We start from the raw sequence: 18,620 nt of genomic DNA, 5'->3' as shown, positions 1-18,620 counted from the left end.
GGGAGATCCTTACGCTTTGTAGCTTAATTCTTCGATGGTGTGGAAATGGTTGGTATAGATGCAAATGTCGCCTGCAATATCCAACGCCTTTTCAGCAATTTCACGGGCGCTAAGTTCAGTGTTTTCTAACAGCGCGCGCGCCGCAGCCTGGGCGTAAGGGCCGCCGGAGCCGATAGCAATAAGATCGTTTTCTGGCTGCACCACGTCACCGTTACCGGTGATGATAAGCGATGCAGTTTCATCCGCGACTGCCAGCAGTGCTTCAAGTTTGCGCAACATGCGATCGGTACGCCAGTCTTTTGCCAGCTCAACGGCGGCTTTGACCAGATGGCCCTGATGCATTTCCAGTTTACGTTCAAACAGTTCGAACAGCGTAAAAGCATCCGCAGTACCGCCTGCAAAGCCCGCGATGACTTTGTCGTTGTACAGACGGCGGACCTTTTTCACGTTGCCTTTCATTACGGTATTGCCCAACGTGGCCTGACCATCACCAGCGATGACCACATGGCCGTTACGGCGTACGCTTACTATAGTTGTCACGAGCTGACCCCTTGGTTACGAATACAGAGTACAAACCCCGTACAAAAGTACGGGGCATAATGCAATTATAGATGGGGGGGATTTTGAGGGTTTCAACCCCCGGCGGCGAGCCGAATGCAGTTTGTATGACCCGCCATCTTCAGGCGATTGAGGGTGCTGTCTGCGTTCTCTTTGCCTTTCACCGGGCCAATGACCACACGATTCCAGCCATTGTTGGTGGTAATTTTCGAGTCAAAACCTTCGAACGCCAGCTGAGCACGTACCGTCTCTGCCTGTTCTGCGCCTCTGAACGAACCGCACTGTACCATCCAGCGGCGTTCATCTTTTTTCTCTGCTGTCGGTTTTGGCGCGTCAGCTGCACGAGCAACTGGCGCAGCTTGCTGCGGCTTCGACTGCGCGGTAGTGTGCGCAGGGGTTTGCAGCAGATCCTGGTACGGCTGCTGAGTAGAAGCCGGTTTTGACTGGCGCGGCTGCGACTGAACCGGCGCGGCTTGCGACGTACGCGTCTGTTGTTGCCAGCTTTGTTCGGTCGTACGCGACTGCTGAGCCAGGCGTTGCTGTTCCGCTAACTGCTGCGCCTGACGCTGGCGTTGTAGCGTTTGCTGGCGCTGTTCTGGCGTTTGCTCATTCCACGGAACTTCAACTAACTGCGTTGGCTGCTGGCGCATATCGGCCTGCATTTGTTCAAGAAGCTGGCGCTGTTCTGGTGTCAGTTGCTCCGGCGTTTTTACTTCACCACCGGCAGAAGGTTCTGTTGGCGCACGCACACCCGGCTGGCGACTTTCCAGCTCTTTAATGTAGCGCCAGCGTTCTTCCGGTTTCGGAGGTAGTCCGTTTCCGGTCACTTTCTGGCTTTGCAGCGTCTCGGACTCTTCTTTCTTGTGATGCGTAATGAAGTACAGACCACCGATAAAGGTCACAAGAACGGCGGCAGCAATAGCGACCATTGCGGGAGAAACCGCAGGCAGATTTCGTTGCTTTTTCCGTGAGGTACTCTTTTTTCGCCGCGAAGGTGCCGGTTGGCTGCGGCGTACATAATCTCGTTGTGCCACTATCGTTTCGCTGTATTTATTCGTTCGTCAGCCCGCCATGTTACTTAAGCGGCGGGCCTTTGACCAGTCACGGAAGCCTTAAAGGTTTACTTTAAGTCAATGTGCGTGTCGATCCCCGGATAATAAGCTCGCAGTCCATTAAACGTGAGCCGCTGCCGACCGTTTGCCCCTGCATTTGGTCAAGCAATAACAACATTGCCTCCCGACCAATTTCATAGCGCGGCTGTGCGATGGTTGTCAGTGGCGGATCACAAAATTGCGTCAGGTCGATGTTATCAAAACCGATTATGGAAAGGTCATCAGGAACTTTCAGCCCCTGACGTTTCGCCTGCGAAAGTGCGCCAAGTGCCATCACATCGCTATGACAGAAAACAGCAGTTGGCGGTTGCGGAAGGTCAAGCAACTGCTGCATGGCTTTACTTCCGGCGTCGAAGGTGAAGTCGCCACGGGCGATATATTGTGGATCAACCATAATTCCGCAGCGACGCAGAGCCTGAACGTAACCTTGCAGGCGATAGTGACACAGCGGCATTTCTTCCGGACCAGCAATACAGCCGATCAATTTATGCCCCTGTTCATACAGGTAATTTACCGCATCAAATGCAGCAGTCAGGTTGTCGATATGAACTGTAGGCAGTTCCAGCTCCGGTGCAAATTCGTTCGCCATCACCATCGGCGGCAGATTACGCTGTTCCTCAATGCTGGCATCAAACGGCAGCCTTGAACCAAGCAGCAACATGCCATCAATTTGCTTAGTGATTATCAAATCGATAAAGGTTTTTTCCTGCTGGTTTTGATGTGCACAGTCGCCAATCAGTACCAGATATCCATGACTTGCTGCCGTAATTTCGATACCGCGAATAATTTCGCTAAAGAAGGGATCGCAGATATCCGGGACAATCACCAGAATGGTGCGGGATTCATTACGCTTGACGTTACGCCCCATCGGCTGCGGTAAATAACCCACTTCCCGGGCGGCTTTTTCAACCCGGTTACGAGTCGCCAGGGAGACCTTATCTGGATTCATTAACGCTCGGGAGACGGTCGCCGTAGAGACTTTTGCTTTCAGGGCAACGTCTTTCATGGTTGCGGCAGTTTCCTGCTTCTTCGCTTTCACACTCACTCCTCGCCTGGCACGTCAGGCGTACTACATCCGTGTTTACTTCACATCGGCAACATTTTTAGCAGATAGCGCGTGAAAACGGTTACAGAATTTTCATGAAAAGTGTGATGAATATTTAATTTTTCGATCCGCCTCGCATCGTTAGCGGTTTAACCCTCAATAGGATCGACATCCAGCACCCATTTCACTTTCCGTGAATCCGGTATTGTATTAATAAGCGCCAGCGTACCGTTAATGATGTGCTGTAAGCGCACGCGGGAAGGATGTTGCAGCAGGATTTGCCAGCGCCAGCGACCGCCGCGTTTAGGTGCCAGTGCCGGAACCGGACCGAGAACCCACAGTTTGTCATCCGCCAGCGGACTGGAGAGGATGAGATTTCGCAACTGTTGCAGGAACAGCGGCGCGTGCTGATTGTTATGATCCTCCGCGCGCACAATCACGTGGCTGGTCCACGGTGGTAGTTGCATCATTCGTCGTTCGGCCAGCGCCTGTTCCGCAAAGGCGTCGTAGCCTTTATAGAGCAACGTTTGCAAGAGAGGATGTTCCGGATGATGTGTTTGCAGCACCACTTCGCCCTGTTTACCCGCGCGCCCCGCACGACCGGCGACCTGGGTGTAAAGCTGGGCGAAACGCTCTGCGGAACGAAAATCGGCAGAAAACAGCGCGCCGTCCACGTCCAGTAATGCAACCAGCGTCACATCCGGGAAATGGTGACCTTTCGCCAGCATTTGCGTGCCGATCAAAATCCGCGCGCCGCCGCGATGTACTTCCGCCAGTTGTTGTTCCAGCGCCCCTTTGCGGCTGGTGGTATCGCGGTCGATACGTGAAATGGCTACACCAGGGAACATTGGCGCGAGCGTCTGTTCAAGCTGTTCGGTGCCCAGCCCCACGGGCACCAGGTGTGTGGAACCGCAGGAAGGGCACTGGCGCGGCACCGGACGCTGACTGTCACAGTGGTGGCAGCGCAGATGGTGCTGCGCCTGATGCAGCGTGTAGTAGTGATCGCAACGTGGGCATTCGGCTATCCAGCCACAGTCGTGGCACAGCAGCGCAGGCGCAAAACCCCGGCGGTTAAGAAAGAGGATAACCTGGTTGTCGGCTTGTAAATGCTGGCGCATACGGCTGATCAACGCCGGAGCCAGCCCCGCCTGCACCTTCTGACCTTTTAAATCCAGCACGTGTTGAATTGCCGGACGCGCATTACCCGCCCGACGCGTCAGGCGCAGCAGACGATATTTTTTCTGCTGCACGTTGCATAACGTTTCAAGTGCCGGCGTTGCCGAACCGAGAATAATTGGGATTTGCTCGCTGTGCGCGCGATACACCGCCAGGTCGCGGGCATGGTAGCGCCAGCCTTCCTGTTGCTTGTAGGAGCTGTCATGTTCTTCGTCGATGACAATCACGCCGAGATTTTTAAACGGCGTAAACAGCGCGGAGCGGGTGCCGATCACAATCGCCGCCTCGCCATTTTTTGCTTTCAGCCACGCAGAAAGACGTTCGCTATCGTTCAGACCGGAATGCAGAACTTCCACGGGCGCATTAAACCGTTCACGAAAACGGGCGATAGTTTGTGGTGTCAGGCCGATTTCCGGCACCATTACCAGCGCCTGTTTGCCCTGAGCAAGCACGTTTTCCAGTACACTGAGATAAACCTCCGTTTTACCGGAACCAGTAACGCCCGCCAGCAGCCAGGCAGAGAAGGTATCCGCCGCGCTATGGATGGCACCAACGGCGGTGGCTTGTTCAGTATTTAGTCGCAACCGCTCGCCAGAAACGGCGTAGTTCGTTCGCCAGTCGCTAAAATCAGGTGTTTCACTTGCTAAATCACACAGACCTTTTTTGCGCAGCGCCTGCAACGCGGCATCATTAAATTCGAGCGTGGCGACCTGGTCGCGCCAGATTTTCCCTTGCCGTAACGCCGCCAGCGCCTGTTGTTGCTTGGGTGAACGTTTCAGGCTGTTAAGATCCACCGCCTGGCCTTGTTCAGTGGCAAACCAGTACCACATCGGCGTGTTCGCCGCAGGCCGCCCCTGGCGTAGTAAAATCGGCAAGGCATGAAACAACACATCGCCAATTGGATGATGATAGTAATCCGCCGCCCATAGCAGTAATCGCCAGACGGAGTGAGTAAACACCGGCTCAACGTCCAGCACTTCAACTACCGCTTTTAGCTCGTTGAGCGGCAGCTCGCTGACATCGCTAACTGACACCACAATCCCGATGCGTTCTTGCTGTTTACCAAACGGCACGCGCACGCGACACCCGGCTTTAACCGTCATGCCTTCAGGCAGCAGATAGTCAAAGGTTCGGGGAATCGGAACGGGCAAGGCAACGTGAGCAACGGGCATAGCATCATCCTGACTTGAAATTCGGTGGAACAGTATACACATTGCCGTAGAGGAGTGCGGATCAGTTTGCATACGCTGGTTAATTTCTGTATGATTCGGCGCCTTTGATACGAAATGATCGTATTGAAACTATACTTTAAACATCGCGTGGTGTCTGGCGTTAGGGCTGGAAGAGCGACGCGGCCTTAAACCGAGGTTTTCCCATGAAAAAAGATATTCACCCGAAATACGAAGAAATTACTGCTAGCTGCTCTTGCGGTAACGTAATGAAAATCCGCTCCACCGTTGGTCATGACCTGAACCTCGACGTGTGCAGCAAGTGCCACCCGTTCTTCACTGGCAAACAGCGTGATGTTGCTACCGGTGGCCGTGTTGACCGCTTCAACAAGCGTTTCAGCATCCCGGGCAGCAAATAAGACCGGATTTCCGAAAAAAGCGCCGCACGGCGCTTTTTTTGTGCCTGAAAACCTACATTAGCAACATAACTCATTGAGTTTGTGTCTTTTTATCTTTCTTCTCATAGCGAAAATCCATTTTATCAATACCGTATTTTTTCATGCGCAAATACAGCTTTTTTCTGGGTATCTGAAAGTAATCGGCAACGTCGTTGATACGACCCTGATGGAAGTTGAGTGCATCAATAATTATTTGTCTTTCATAAGATTCTACGAGTTCATCCAGCGGGGCTGGATCCGTCTCCATCATCTGCAAACTGACCGAATCGTCCAGCATTAAAACGCCGACTGCCACCAGTTCTGCCGCATTCACCAATTCAATAATATTACCAGGCCAGGTACGCGCCATCAGTCGCTTATAAAAAGCTTTTCCCAACAGCGGCTGCTGGCGATTTAATCGTTTACAGGTGAGGGTCAGATAATGGTGAAAAATAGGTTCAATATCCCCCGGTCGCTGGCTGAGTGGTGGGCATTCAATGTGGGTGAGTGAAAAAAGAAAATACAATGCAGGAATAATTTTTTGTGCGGCAGCCAGTTCAGCCAGAGGGCTTTGATTAACAACAATCAGACGAAATGACCGATCCTGGGGTCTTTCCTGGTACTGGATCAAGGCGCGCTGATTTTCTGGCGTTAAATGCTCAAGTTCTTTTAATAACAGCGTGCCACCTTCTGCTTCTTTCACCCATTCTTCCAGGGGCTGCGGGCTATTGGCGCTGAGTGTGCGTTCAATTAAAGGTCTTTCCTTGCGAGAACTAAATTGATGAAGATAGTGGGCGGCTAATGTTCTTCCTGTGCCAGGTTCGCCGTAAAAGCAGACGGGAAGATCGGTTTCTGCCAGCGTTTCAAGCTGTTGACGTGTCTGGCGAATCCAACCACTGTTACCGATTAAGTGCCGATTAAACTGAGCGTGTCGCCATTTTTTTTGTTCCAGATAAGCTTCACGTTCAGCCAGTGCTTTTTCGATAAGCGATAGAAATTGTTCCGGATTGATCGGCTTTTGCAGGAAATCCCACGCTCCCTTTTTTACTGCTTCAACTGCCATGGGGACATCGCCATGCCCGGTGATCATCAGAATGGGAAGATTAGGGTCAATCAGCATTATTTTTTCCAGTAGCGTAATGCCTGAAATATCCGGCATACAAACGTCGCACACCACGATGCCTTCCCACGTGTTTTGCAGTAATTGTAGAGCCTCAGAAGGGTTGCTACAGGTACATACGACATAACCCTCTTGTTGTAAGAGAGTGCTGTAGGCTTGCAGAACATCATTGTCGTCATCAATTAACAGAATTGTTGGGGTGGTGTCTGTCATGCTTAAAGTTTCCTGAAACGTAGAATAACCAGCGCATGGCGGTCGAGAGTTGACGCAATATATAACTCTCCCTGGCACTGGCGCATAATAGAATGACTAATCGAAAGGCCAATACCCAAGCCTACAGCTTTGTCCGTGGTAAAAGGCGTTAATAGTCGATCAGCCAGATGCACTGGCCAGCCTTTTCCATTATCAGCAATATATAGCGTTACAGTGGAGGCTTCTTCTTCAAAGCTGATGGTTATTGTGGGTGATTGCTCCAGAGTGGCTTCCAGGGCATTCGTAAACAAATTAACTAAAACTTGTTGAATCAAAACATCATCGCCATAAACGGCAGGGAAATTATCAGGGTAGTGAAGAGAGGCCCTCAGTGGTCGATGTTTCAACGCCAGAAGTTCCCAGGATGAATAAATTACCTGCTGTAAATTGATTGCACCGCCAGCCAGTTCACTATCTCGACGGCGGGCAAAGTTGCGCAATCTTTTTACGATGTTATCCATGCGCTCGACCAACGATCGCATTGTGACAATATAATTTTTCACCAAACCAACATCTTGTTGTTCCAGCGCGCGGTTGGCGCTGAAAAGATACATAGATAATGCATTAAGTGGTTGATTAATTTCATGTGCCAGTGTTGTCATTGTCTGCCCAACCACGGCCAGTTTTGCAGTTTGGATCAATTCACTTTGTGTTGTACGAAGGTTTTTTTCTGTCGCAATACGCTCGCATATTTCCTGTCCCAGTTGACGTTGCTGTTGATTAATTTTCTCAATAGTCTGGCGGAGCAGGTTGGCAATTCTCCCAAGTTCATCGTTGCCGGAGACCGGGATATCAGCATCGAGTTCACCATTGCTTAACTTGACAACGGCATCATTCAGTAACTGAAATCGGCGGATCATTCTGGGACGAATGTAGAGGTAATTTACCAGAATGACGAACAGTAAGGCGGTAACCATAGCCGCCAAAATCAATAGCCCGCTGATTTGCATTATTTTTTCCAATCGGAGATTGAATGTTTGCAATTGTTGATGGCTATTACCTAATTGCGTTTCTAATTGAGCGCGTATTTGCGTAAATACACGCTCTTTATCCCCGATAGTACTCATGAGTGTTTGTTGAGCTTGTTGCCAGGCGGCCAGGGTTCCGGGTAGATAATTTTGCTGTGTACCCAACTCCCACAAGGAATAAACTGTCTGGTGTAATGTGATGGTACTGGAATAAGAAGATAACGACCGCACATTTTCGTCAATGCTGTGTTTCAAAAAATTCAAATACTGAATATGTTGTTTTAACGCGTCTATATCTCCGCTATGCGTGTTAAGCATCTCCTTTAGCGTACTGACGATTTGGGTTTCTATATGTGAAAGTTCGAAAACGAGCTGCAATTCTTTTTGAATGGTTTGCTGAGCATTTTGCAAACTCTGTTTTTCGGGTAGATCTTTTCGTTGGCTGAGTTGATTTAGCAACGACGATTGTTGCCAACTTAAATCCTGAGTAAGTGAGTTGAGTTCATTATTAAAGTCATCATGCAGCCAGTTAACTCTTGAGGATATAACGTCGAGTTTCCCTTTTTCCTGATTGTTGTTGTTCAATGCGTTATCGAGCTTGTTAAGCAGTCTGGCACTACTGGCGACCTGTTGGTTAAGCGCACGTTGATGTACTGAATCAAGATGAGGGTTAATAGCCTTAATTTTTTGTAGCCGTTGTTCAATCTGCTCCCTTACCTGAAGACGACTAGCGGTATTGGTTGTCTGTTGTAGCTCATTAAATTCGTTTACCAATGCGGTGAGGTTTTCTTCAAAAAGAAATGAAGCCTGAATCCTCGGGAAATAATCATCAAGCGCGTAGCGAACCTGAGAATTTTGTTCATACCAGGAATAGAGGCTGACTACGCTAACGAATAGCGTAAGAACGGCGCTAAAAACAAAGGCGAGCCGTAAGCTCGTCCCTATAGTATGTAGTTGTTTCACTTTAACGACTCAAGTTGTGTGTTCACCAATTGCTGCTGATGCAGGAAAAACTGCTGCCATGCCATGAGCTGAGCTTCACGAAAGCCTGATTGCAGTTCGAATTGCTGCAGGTACATGGCATTAACGGACTGCTCCGGGGTAACAGGAACTGCTGTTAATAATGCACGCACATCTGGCAATTTACGCTTAAGCCGATGTTCTGCGGCATATAATGATTTCCAACTGTTTTGAAGCTCGGTAAGGCGAAAAGTAATCGCATTATCAAATAACAGTTGCACAAGCTTTTGACGCTGCATAATCAACGGATAATCAAGGGAAGGGGAGGCAAATAATCGCAGTTGTTGATCCGCGAGTGGAGTACCGGAGGGTAGCGGATATACCGGATACTTTCCTGAATCAGAATCGCTTAATGCCTGTTGTCCTTCCTGGCTCAACAAAAAATTAATAAAACGCCCCGCCTCCTGTGGATGTTTACTACCGTTTGCGATGGCAATAAACATTGGCGCTGCGCGAGAGTTGGGGAAATAACTGAAACGTAAAGTTGAATTATTAAGCAGTACGTTAGCGTAATTGTCGATGACTGGACCAGCGTCTCCCAGCCCTGTACTGATCTTATTTGCTACGCCAAAGCTGCGTGATGAAATGGTAGCGAGATTGCCGCCTATTTTCAGTAGCGTACCCCAACCATTACTCCATCCTTGTTGTTGCAGGAGATCTTCAATCATCAGATGTGTGGTATCTGAACGTGAAGGGCTGCTCATTAATAGTGTTCCTTGATAACGTGACCTGCTTAATTCCTTCCATGAAGTCGGTACTGGCTCATTTTTATCTTCCAGATGCGCCACATTAATCAGGATGCCATAGCCCGATACTGCAACCGCAACGGTGGTTGAACGAATAGATTCGGGTACTAACTTTCTGCTTGTTTCTATTTGATTATTAAATGGCTGGAGCAGATTTTTACTTTGCAACCGCTGTAGCAACATGGGAGATGAACTCAGTACCAGATCAATATTTTCACCCAATGGATTTTCTAGCAGGCGCTCAATGGATGCACTGGTTCGGTTAAGCGTTCGGATTTTGGTTGCCAGTGGTTGTTTTTGCCATTGACTGATAATGTGCTCCGTCGCTTCCGAAGAAAGCGTTGTAGCAATCACCAGCTCTTGCGCTGAGGTGACATTGACGCATAAAACCCAACAGATTAATGCTCGTTGTATAATACGAATCATGTCAAAAATCCTATTAACGAGAGAAAAACTCTTACGCTGTAATTCATATCATTATCCGTTAGCTAATATACACAATGACTGTAAGACGCTGATGTCAGTATCGGAAATTTCATTAATTCAGATGTAACTAGCGCCACTATATCTGGAAGCGGTTATCAAAAAAAGATCAATATTGCACCTCTGAACATGTGTATCTTACGGAAATAGCGATTGTTACGGCTATTCCCGGTAATTAATTTCGACATTTGTGCTATCGGATTCAGGTTCTGACCGGATTCTATTGTTTCTTTGCGCCAGCCTTCAGAAGCCGGAAGGATGGCTTTAATTCGAACGCAAATGTGCTTGTCACGAGGGTTAACATGAAAATGTTTAAGCCTGCCTGTTGTTGAACGGTGATGGAAATTTTCATGTTGTGTAGCATGATCCTCCAACAGGGTAAAATCGAGCCTCTTCAATGATCACGTATATGGATACAAAATATGTGACTGACCTCAAAAACTGAAAAAATTAATAAAAGTAATTATTTTTTTATTGGGGCTGTTGTAACCCGTTAATGCCGGAATAATGGCTTCGTTCTATTTTGAGATATAAAAATGGGAAAGAAATGGAACATGACATTTGTATTTTTGAGTCATTTTTGACTCATATGCCCTGTATTGTAACTTAAACTCACTTGCTTCACTATCTTCAAAACCAATGAAGCAAGGGCTTTTGCAATACTCATCAGAGAGTAGCAACTGGTATTGCTGTTTTAAATAACTCTATGAACTGGAAGGTGATATATGCTTTCTCTATTGAAACCTAAAGTGGCAACACATCAGGTTCCTGAAAGTGAAATAAAGAATACCTATAATCGTTATCGTATGCAGGCGCTATTTAGCGTGTTTATCGGTTATCTTTCGTATTATATTGTCAGGAATAACTTTGTTCTCTCCACACCTTATTTAAAGCAAGATCTTAATCTGTCTGCGACTCAAATAGGTCTACTTAGCAGTTGTATGCTGATCGCCTACGGTATTAGTAAAGGGGTAATGAGTAGTCTGGCAGATAAAGCGAATCCTAAAGTTTATATGGCTGTGGGGTTGGTTCTTTGTGCTCTCGTTAACGTGGCGCTTGGTTTTAGTTTTGCTTTCTGGATGTTTGCGGGACTTGTTATTTTAAATGGTCTCTTTCAAGGGATGGGGGTTGGTCCTTCGTTTATTACAATAGCCAACTGGTTCCCTCGTAAAGAACGGGGCATCGTCGGTGCGGTCTGGAATATTTCGCACAATGTTGGGGGCGGTATTGTTGCTCCGATTGTTGGTGGTGCATTTGCTGTGCTGGGTACTGAACACTGGAAAATAGCAACATATGTTGTTCCAGCGATTGTCTCTGTTGTCATTGCTATCGTGGTACTGATGTCAGGTAAAGGTTCGCCCGTAAGTGAAGGTTTGCCGCCATTAAGCGAAATCGTCCCGGACGACGTCAGCATTAAAGCAAAAGATGAGCGTGCGCCGGAAGATATGACTGCCTGGCAAATTTTTTGTACCTATGTGCTAAAAAACAAGAATGCATGGTTCGTCTCTTTCGTTGATGTTTTTGTCTATATGGTGCGTTTCGGAATTATCAGTTGGTTGCCTATTTACCTGTTAAGTGTGAAACATTTTACGAAGACTGAAATGAGCACGGCATTTTTAATCTTCGAATGGGCGGCGATTCCAACTACGTTATTTGCTGGCTGGTTGAGTGATAAATTATTTCATGGTCGCCGTATGCCACCCGCTATTATCAGTATGGTATTGATTTTCTTCTGCCTGCTGGGCTACTGGAAAAGCGACTCTCTGCTCTCTATTACCATTTTTGCTGCCTGCGTAGGCTGCCTTATCTATGTTCCGCAGTTCCTGGCTTCTGTTCAGACAATGGAAATTGTCCCCAGTTTTGCCGTGGGTTCTGCAGTCGGTTTGCGTGGTTTTATGAGCTATATTCTTGGCGCAACGCTTGGAACAAGTCTGTTTGGTGTTATGGTCGATCAGGTTGGTTGGGATGGCGGTTTTTATCTTCTGCTTGCTGGTGTTATCTGCTGCATTATTTTCTGTACGTTAACGCACTTTGGCGCGATCGCCATGGAACGACAGCGTCAAAATGATGTTGCTGCGTTTTCGCAAGAGCTTCAGACCGACAAAAGTTAGGTTTTAGGGGGCCAGTTATGATGCGATTGGCCCATTACCATGAAAACAGCGACCATTCTTTAGCAACGGTAGTGAGTTGCGGCGCATCGAAAACGGCTTGCGGTGAGACTACTGTTTCTTCAAGCGGGATATTTTTGCCGTAGCATTCTTTGAGCTTTGCCTGAACCAGCGGGTTACTAAGATCGAACTCTTTTAGTTTTTGCTGCTCACCCACGCGTATTCCCAGTGCGTTCTGATAAACCTTCCACACCACTTCCGAACAGTACTGGCGATCGTCGCTCCACGAAAAACTGAAGTCATACGGTTTACCCAGATAACGTTTTGCCGTTTGCGCCAGTTTTTGCTGTTGTTCGGTTGTTAACCCACCTTCAACGCGGCGAACAATATATTTGCTATCTTCACCGTGGGCGATCCACTGCTTGAGCGGGGTGTATTTCACCGGGCCGACCGCTTCAAAGACGTAGGGTTTTTTATTGCGTATAACCAGCATACCGGTGTGGCTGTAATCGGAATCGGTCGCCAGTTGGATTGCTTTACTTTGCGATGAGTGAGAAATTTGAAAGATGATGTCGCCGGTTTGCGGTTGCCAGGCAAGGGCAGGCACAGAAACCAGCAGGCCGGGGAGCAGTAGCCTGTATTTCATAGTTAAACGTCCATGTATAAAAAGCGGTGGGTTAGAGCAGAGCCGCTGACAACGTGCTCGTTGTTTATGCCGGATGCGGCGTGAACGCCTTATCCGGCCTACAAGTTCGTGCAAATTCAATAAATTGCAATATGACGTAGGCCTGATAAGCGTAGCGCATCAGGCGATTCCACTCTCCGCGCCGCTCTTTTCCGCTTTAGTATTCCCACGTCTCCGGGTTAATCCCCATCTCACGCATGATCTCTTTTGCCGCTTCCGGGATTTCGTCGCTGCGCTCTTTACGCAGATCGGCATCATCCGGCAGAGGTTGCCCGGTAAAGGCATGCAGAAACGCTTCGCACAGCAGCTCGCTGTTAGTAGCGTGACGCAGGTTGTTCACCTGACGACGCGTGCGTTCATCGGTGAGGATTTTTAACACCTTAAGAGGAATGGAAACCGTAATCTTTTTGACTTGTTCACTCTTCTTACCGTGCTCAGCGTATGGGCTGATATATTCGCCGCTCCATTCAGCCATGAGATACTTAATCCTCTTCGTCAATAAATTGAGACCAGACCACACAGTTTATAAGGGCACTGGTCATAAACCCGCATAGTTTACCGCACAGGCGCTACCGTGACATCGTGTAATGCGCCTGCCAGTGTGATAATGCATATAATTTTAACGGCAATTTCGGATTTGCTCAATCTATACGCAAAGAAGTTTAGATGTCCAGATGTATTGACGTCCATTAACACAATGTTTACTCTGGTGCCTGACATTTCACCAACAAAGCCCAGGAAACTTCATCACATGACGCGTAAACAGGCCACCATCGCAGTGCGTAGCGGGTTAAATGACGACGAACAGTATGGTTGCGTTGTCCCGCCTATCCATCTTTCCAGCACCTATAACTTTACCGGATTTAACGAACCACGCGCGCATGATTACTCGCGTCGCGGCAACCCAACGCGCGATGTGGTCCAGCGTGCGCTGGCAGAACTGGAAGGCGGTGCAGGTGCGGTGCTAACCAATACCGGCATGTCAGCTATTCACCTTGTCACGACCGTCTTTTTGAAACCCGGCGATCTGCTGGTTGCGCCGCACGACTGCTACGGCGGCAGCTATCGCCTGTTCGATAGCCTGGCAAAACGCGGTTGCTATCGCGTGCTGTTTGTTGATCAGGGCGATGAGCAGGCATTACGGGCGGCACTGGCAGAAAAACCTAAACTGGTGCTGGTAGAAAGCCCAAGTAATCCATTGTTACGCGTCGTGGATATTGCGAAAATCTGCCATCTGGCAAGGGAAGTCGGGGCGGTGAGCGTGGTGGATAACACCTTCTTAAGCCCGGCATTACAAAATCCACTGGCATTAGGTGCCGATCTGGTGTTGCATTCATGTACGAAATATCTGAACGGTCACTCTGACGTGGTGGCGGGCGTGGTGATTGCTAAAGATCCAGACGTGGTTACCGAACTGGCCTGGTGGGCAAACAATATTGGCGTAACGGGCGGCGCGTTTGACAGCTATCTGCTGCTGCGCGGTCTGCGTACTCTGATGCCGCGTATGGAGCTGGCTCAGCGCAACGCGCAGGCGATTGTGAAATATCTGCAAACCCAGCCGTTGGTGAAAAAACTTTATCACCCATCGCTGCCGGAAAATCAGGGGCATGAAATTGCCGTGCGCCAGCAAAAAGGCTTTGGCGCAATGTTGAGTTTTGAACTGGATGGCGATGAGCAGACGCTGCGTCGTTTCCTGGGCGGGCTGTCGTTGTTTACGCTGGCGGAATCGTTAGGGGGAGTGGAAAGTTTAATCTCTCACGCCGCAACCATGACACATGCAGGCATGGCGCCAGAAGCGCGTGCTGCCGCCGGGATCTCCGAGACGCTGTTGCGTATCTCCACCGGTATTGAAGATGGCGAAGATTTAATTGCCGACCTAGAAAATGGCTTCCGGGCTGCAAACAAGGGGTAAAAATGAGTGTGATTGCGCAGGCAGGGGCGAAAGGTCGTCAACTGCATAAATTTGGTGGCAGTAGTCTGGCTGATGTGAAGTGTTATTTGCGTGTCGCGGGCATTATGGCGGAGTACTCTCAGCCCGACGATATGATGGTGGTTTCCGCCGCCGGTAGCACCACTAACCAGTTGATTAACTGGTTGAAACTAAGCCAGACCGATCGTCTCTCTGCGCATCAGGTTCAACAAACGCTACGTCGTTATCAATGCGATCTGATTAGCGGCCTGGTACCTGCCGAAGAAGCCGATAGCCTCATTAGCGCCTTTGTCAGCGATCTTGAACGCCTGGCGGCGCTGCTCGACAGCGGTATTAACGACGCGGTGTATGCGGAAGTGGTGGGTCACGGCGAAGTGTGGTCGGCGCGCCTGATGTCTGCGGTGCTTAACCAACAAGGACTGCCTGCGGCCTGGCTTGATGCCCGCGAGTTTTTACGTGCTGAACGCGCTGCGCAACCGCAGGTTGATGAAGGCCTTTCGTACCCGCTGCTGCAACAACTGCTGGTGCAGCATCCGGGAAAACGTCTGGTAGTGACCGGATTTATCAGCCGCAACAACGCCGGTGAAACGGTGCTGCTGGGGCGTAACGGTTCCGACTATTCCGCCACCCAAATCGGTGCGCTGGCAGGCGTTTCCCGCGTAACTATCTGGAGCGACGTCGCCGGGGTATATAGCGCCGATCCGCGTAAAGTGAAAGATGCCTGCCTGTTGCCGTTGCTGCGTCTTGATGAGGCCAGCGAGCTGGCTCGTCTGGCGGCACCTGTCCTCCACGCCCGTACTTTACAGCCTGTATCCGGTAGTGAAATCGACCTGCAACTGCGCTGTAGCTACACGCCGGATCAAGGCTCTACACGCATTGAACGCGTGCTGGCTTCCGGTACAGGAGCGCGTATTGTCACCAGTCACGATGATGTCTGTTTGATTGAGTTTCAGGTGCCCGCCAGCCAGGACTTCAAACTGGCGCATAAAGAAATCGACCAGATCCTGAAACGCGCGCAGGTGCGTCCACTGGCGGTTGGCGTGCATAACGATCGCCAGTTGCTGCAATTTTGCTACACCTCGGAAGTGGCGGACAGTGCCCTGAAAATTCTCGACGAAGCGGGATTACCTGGCGAGCTGCGTCTGCGTCAGGGGCTGGCGCTGGTGGCGATGGTCGGGGCGGGCGTCACCCGTAACCCGCTGCATTGCCACCGTTTCTGGCAGCAACTGAAAGGCCAGCCGGTCGAATTTACCTGGCAGTCCGATGACGGTATCAGCCTGGTGGCAGTACTGCGTACCGGCCCGACCGAAAGCCTGATCCAGGGGCTGCATCAGTCCGTCTTCCGCGCGGAAAAACGCATTGGCCTGGTCCTGTTCGGCAAGGGCAATATCGGTTCCCGCTGGCTGGAACTGTTCGCTCGTGAGCAGAGTACGCTCTCGGCGCGTACCGGATTTGAATTTGTGCTGGCAGGCGTGGTGGACAGCCGCCGCAGCCTGTTGAGCTATGACGGGCTGGACGCCAGCCGCGCGTTAGCGTTCTTCAACGATGAAGCCGTCGAGCAGGATGAAGAGTCGTTGTTCCTGTGGATGCGTGCTCATCCGTATGATGATCTAGTGGTGCTGGACGTGACCGCCAGCCAGCAGCTTGCCGATCAATATCTCGATTTCGCCAGCCACGGTTTCCACGTTATCAGCGCCAACAAACTGGCGGGAGCGAGCGACAGCAATAAATATCGCCAGATCCACGACGCGTTCGAAAAAACCGGGCGTCACTGGCTGTATAACGCCACCGTCGGCGCAGGCTTGCCGATCAACCACACCGTGCGCGATCTGATCGACAGCGGCGATACCATTTTATCGATCAGCGGGATCTTCTCCGGCACGCTCTCCTGGCTGTTCCTGCAATTTGACGGTAGCGTGCCGTTTACCGAGCTGGTGGATCAGGCGTGGCAGCAAGGGTTAACTGAACCTGACCCGCGTGACGATCTCTCCGGCAAAGACGTGATGCGCAAACTGGTGATTCTGGCGCGTGAAGCGGGTTACAACATCGAACCGGATCAAGTGCGCGTGGAATCGCTGGTGCCTGCCCATTGCGAAGGCGGCAGCATCGACCATTTCTTTGAAAATGGCGATGAGCTGAACGAGCAGATGGTACAACGGCTGGAAGCTGCCCGCGAAATGGGGCTGGTGCTGCGCTACGTGGCGCGTTTCGATGCCAACGGCAAAGCGCGTGTGGGCGTGGAAGCGGTGCGTGAAGATCATCCGCTGGCATCACTGCTACCGTGCGATAACGTCTTTGCCATCGAAAGCCGCTGGTATCGCGATAACCCGCTGGTGATCCGTGGGCCAGGCGCAGGGCGCGATGTCACCGCTGGGGCGATTCAGTCGGATATTAATCGGCTGGCGCAGTTGTTGTAATTTCAGGAGCCCAATAAGGCATAATGCACATGCTTATTGGGCTTAACATAATTTACCTAATTATCCTTGCGTTGTAAGCCGGATAAGGCGTTCACGCTGCATCCGGCAAGAAACAATAAATCCGTCTGCCAGGTTTCTTGTAATTCCCATCCTGAATCTTTTTCATCTTCCCTGATTTTTCCTCACCATCATTGGTCATTTTTCGGTTGACGCCTTTCGGCTTTTCCTTCATCTTTACATCTGGACATCTAAATGGATAGATGTTCACAACACAACATATAACGATAAGCGATTGATGAGGTAAGGTATGAGCTTTTTTCACGCCAGCCAGCGGGATGCCCTGAATCAGAGCCTGGCAGAAGTCCAGGGGCAGATTAACGTTTCGTTCGAGTTTTTCCCGCCGCGTACCAGTGAAATGGAGCAGACCCTGTGGAACTCCATTGATCGCCTTAGCAGCCTGAAACCGAAGTTTGTCTCGGTGACCTATGGCGCGAACTCTGGCGAGCGCGACCGTACACACAGCATTATTAAAGGCATTAAAGATCGCACTGGTCTCGAAGCTGCGCCGCATCTCACCTGCATTGATGCGACTCCCGATGAGCTGCGCACCATCGCTCGTGACTACTGGAATAACGGCATTCGCCATATTGTGGCGCTGCGTGGCGACCTGCCGCCGGGAAGCGGTAAGCCGGAAATGTATGCCTCTGACCTGGTGACGCTGTTAAAAGAAGTCGCTGATTTCGATATCTCCGTGGCGGCGTATCCGGAAGTTCACCCGGAAGCGAAAAGTGCCCAGGCAGATTTGCTTAACCTGAGACGTAAAGTCGATGCCGGTGCCAACCGTGCGATTACTCAGTTCTTCTTCGATGTCGAAAGCTACCTGCGTTTTCGCGATCGCTGCGTCTCGGCGGGTATCGATGTGGAAATTATTCCGGGCATTTTGCCGGTCTCTAACTTTAAACAGGCGAAGAAATTTGCCGACATGACTAACGTGCGTATTCCGGCGTGGATGGCGCAAATGTTTGACGGTCTGGATGACGATGCTGAAACCCGCAAGCTGGTGGGTGCGAATATCGCCATGGACATGGTGAAGATTTTAAGCCGGGAAGGGGTTAAAGATTTCCACTTCTATACGCTTAACCGCGCTGAAATGAGTTACGCGATTTGTCATACGCTGGGTGTTCGACCTGGTTTATAAATATTGTGGCTTTTGTGAAAATCACACAGTGATCACAAATTTTAAACAGAGCACAAAATGCTGCCTCGAAATGAGAGAGGGAAATAAGGTAGTCAGCCTTGTTTTCTCCCTCCTCCCTTGAAGGATGCGAAGCTAAAACCCTTTTTTATAAAGTATTTGTCCTAAATCGGACATAATCAAAAAGGCTTAATTACGA

At 49.9% G+C, this 18,620-nt stretch carries 15 protein-coding genes; 5 read left to right on the top strand and 10 right to left on the bottom strand.

The genetic code is table 11. The features are described 5' to 3' along the window. Positions 1–9: 9 nt before the first annotated feature. The 4 genes from hslV to priA all read right to left on the bottom strand — a co-directional run bounded on the left by hslV (position 10) and on the right by priA (position 5,063). Complete coding sequence (gene hslV / locus C3D30_RS14850; RefSeq protein ID WP_000208242.1) at positions 10–540, bottom strand: ATP-dependent protease subunit HslV; 531 nt, start codon at positions 538–540, stop codon at positions 10–12. Positions 541–632: 92 nt separating this feature from the next. Further along, entirely contained in the window at positions 633–1,592 is a 960-nt protein-coding gene (gene ftsN, locus C3D30_RS14845) for a cell division protein FtsN (protein ID WP_000068842.1), read from the bottom strand. A 91-nt stretch (positions 1,593–1,683) separates the two neighbouring features. Beyond that, entirely contained in the window at positions 1,684–2,709 is a 1,026-nt protein-coding gene (gene cytR / locus C3D30_RS14840) for a DNA-binding transcriptional regulator CytR (RefSeq protein WP_000644887.1), read from the bottom strand. Between the two features lie 155 nt (positions 2,710–2,864). Next, positions 2,865–5,063 (bottom strand): primosomal protein N', encoded by a 2,199-nt coding sequence (gene priA / locus C3D30_RS14835; protein ID WP_105287060.1) that lies wholly within the window; start codon positions 5,061–5,063, stop codon positions 2,865–2,867. 203 nt (positions 5,064–5,266) lie between these two features. On the opposite strand from priA, the gene rpmE reads away from it, so the two are divergent. Continuing rightward, positions 5,267–5,479: a 50S ribosomal protein L31 gene (rpmE, locus tag C3D30_RS14830; protein ID WP_000710770.1), complete on the top strand. Its 213-nt coding sequence runs from the start codon at positions 5,267–5,269 to the stop codon at positions 5,477–5,479. 70 nt (positions 5,480–5,549) lie between these two features. Here the strand turns inward: rpmE and pgtA are convergent, their stop codons facing one another. The 3 genes from pgtA to C3D30_RS14815 are packed head-to-tail and all read right to left on the bottom strand — an operon-like array spanning position 5,550 to position 10,029. Next, positions 5,550–6,830 carry a two-component system response regulator PgtA gene (gene pgtA / locus C3D30_RS14825; RefSeq protein ID WP_105285888.1) on the bottom strand — a complete coding sequence of 427 codons (1,281 nt, stop codon included), beginning with the start codon at positions 6,828–6,830 and terminating at the stop codon, positions 5,550–5,552. Positions 6,831–6,832: 2 nt separating this feature from the next. Beyond that, positions 6,833–8,800: a sensor histidine kinase gene (locus tag C3D30_RS14820; protein WP_105287059.1), complete on the bottom strand. Its 1,968-nt coding sequence runs from the start codon at positions 8,798–8,800 to the stop codon at positions 6,833–6,835. Further along, on the bottom strand, positions 8,797–10,029 hold the full coding sequence (locus C3D30_RS14815; protein WP_000619302.1) for an ABC transporter substrate-binding protein: 1,233 nt from the start codon (positions 10,027–10,029) through the stop codon (positions 8,797–8,799). The genes C3D30_RS14820 and C3D30_RS14815 overlap by 4 nt, the downstream gene beginning before the upstream one ends. A gap of 782 nt (positions 10,030–10,811) precedes the next feature. Here C3D30_RS14815 and pgtP point away from each other — a divergent pair. Further along, entirely contained in the window at positions 10,812–12,197 is a 1,386-nt protein-coding gene (pgtP, locus tag C3D30_RS14805) for a phosphoglycerate transporter PgtP (protein ID WP_021551621.1), read from the top strand. Between the two features lie 34 nt (positions 12,198–12,231). Here the strand turns inward: pgtP and C3D30_RS14800 are convergent, their stop codons facing one another. Further along, positions 12,232–12,840, bottom strand: coding sequence for a YiiX family permuted papain-like enzyme (locus C3D30_RS14800; protein WP_105287058.1), 609 nt, complete (start codon positions 12,838–12,840; stop codon positions 12,232–12,234). A 196-nt stretch (positions 12,841–13,036) separates the two neighbouring features. Further along, positions 13,037–13,354 (bottom strand): met regulon transcriptional regulator MetJ, encoded by a 318-nt coding sequence (gene metJ, locus C3D30_RS14795; RefSeq protein ID WP_000852812.1) that lies wholly within the window; start codon positions 13,352–13,354, stop codon positions 13,037–13,039. Between the two features lie 276 nt (positions 13,355–13,630). On the opposite strand from metJ, the gene metB reads away from it, so the two are divergent. Further along, on the top strand, positions 13,631–14,791 hold the full coding sequence (gene metB, locus C3D30_RS14790; RefSeq protein WP_105287057.1) for a cystathionine gamma-synthase: 1,161 nt from the start codon (positions 13,631–13,633) through the stop codon (positions 14,789–14,791). A gap of 2 nt (positions 14,792–14,793) precedes the next feature. Further along, complete coding sequence (metL, locus tag C3D30_RS14785) at positions 14,794–17,226, top strand: bifunctional aspartate kinase/homoserine dehydrogenase II (protein WP_105287056.1); 2,433 nt, start codon at positions 14,794–14,796, stop codon at positions 17,224–17,226. A gap of 91 nt (positions 17,227–17,317) precedes the next feature. On the opposite strand, the gene C3D30_RS20460 is transcribed toward metL, so the two are convergent. Then, positions 17,318–17,458 (bottom strand): hypothetical protein, encoded by a 141-nt coding sequence (locus tag C3D30_RS20460; RefSeq protein ID WP_000660583.1) that lies wholly within the window; start codon positions 17,456–17,458, stop codon positions 17,318–17,320. Between the two features lie 75 nt (positions 17,459–17,533). On the opposite strand from C3D30_RS20460, the gene metF reads away from it, so the two are divergent. Further along, positions 17,534–18,424: a methylenetetrahydrofolate reductase gene (gene metF / locus C3D30_RS14780; protein ID WP_000007526.1), complete on the top strand. Its 891-nt coding sequence runs from the start codon at positions 17,534–17,536 to the stop codon at positions 18,422–18,424. Positions 18,425–18,620: the final 196 nt, after the last annotated feature.

The organism is Escherichia sp. MOD1-EC5433, assembly GCF_002966005.1.
Taxonomy (GTDB): Bacteria; Pseudomonadota; Gammaproteobacteria; order Enterobacterales; family Enterobacteriaceae; genus Escherichia; species Escherichia ruysiae.
This window is presented reverse-complemented; position numbering and strand designations above follow the sequence as displayed.

Excerpts from the sequence above, each read along its gene's own strand:
- priA (WP_105287060.1), bottom strand. The coding sequence starts at position 5,063 with ATGCCCGTTGCTCACGTTGCCTTGCCCGTTCCGATTCCCCGAACCTTT.
- rpmE (WP_000710770.1), top strand. The coding sequence starts at position 5,267 with ATGAAAAAAGATATTCACCCGAAATACGAAGAAATTACTGCTAGCTGC.
- pgtA (WP_105285888.1), bottom strand. The coding sequence starts at position 6,830 with ATGACAGACACCACCCCAACAATTCTGTTAATTGATGACGACAATGAT.
- C3D30_RS14815 (WP_000619302.1), bottom strand. The coding sequence starts at position 10,029 with ATGATTCGTATTATACAACGAGCATTAATCTGTTGGGTTTTATGCGTC.
- pgtP (WP_021551621.1), top strand. The coding sequence starts at position 10,812 with ATGCTTTCTCTATTGAAACCTAAAGTGGCAACACATCAGGTTCCTGAA.
- C3D30_RS14800 (WP_105287058.1), bottom strand. The coding sequence starts at position 12,840 with ATGAAATACAGGCTACTGCTCCCCGGCCTGCTGGTTTCTGTGCCTGCC.
- metJ (WP_000852812.1), bottom strand. The coding sequence starts at position 13,354 with ATGGCTGAATGGAGCGGCGAATATATCAGCCCATACGCTGAGCACGGT.
- metB (WP_105287057.1), top strand. The coding sequence starts at position 13,631 with ATGACGCGTAAACAGGCCACCATCGCAGTGCGTAGCGGGTTAAATGAC.
- metL (WP_105287056.1), top strand. The coding sequence starts at position 14,794 with ATGAGTGTGATTGCGCAGGCAGGGGCGAAAGGTCGTCAACTGCATAAA.
- C3D30_RS20460 (WP_000660583.1), bottom strand. The coding sequence starts at position 17,458 with ATGAAGGAAAAGCCGAAAGGCGTCAACCGAAAAATGACCAATGATGGT.
- metF (WP_000007526.1), top strand. The coding sequence starts at position 17,534 with ATGAGCTTTTTTCACGCCAGCCAGCGGGATGCCCTGAATCAGAGCCTG.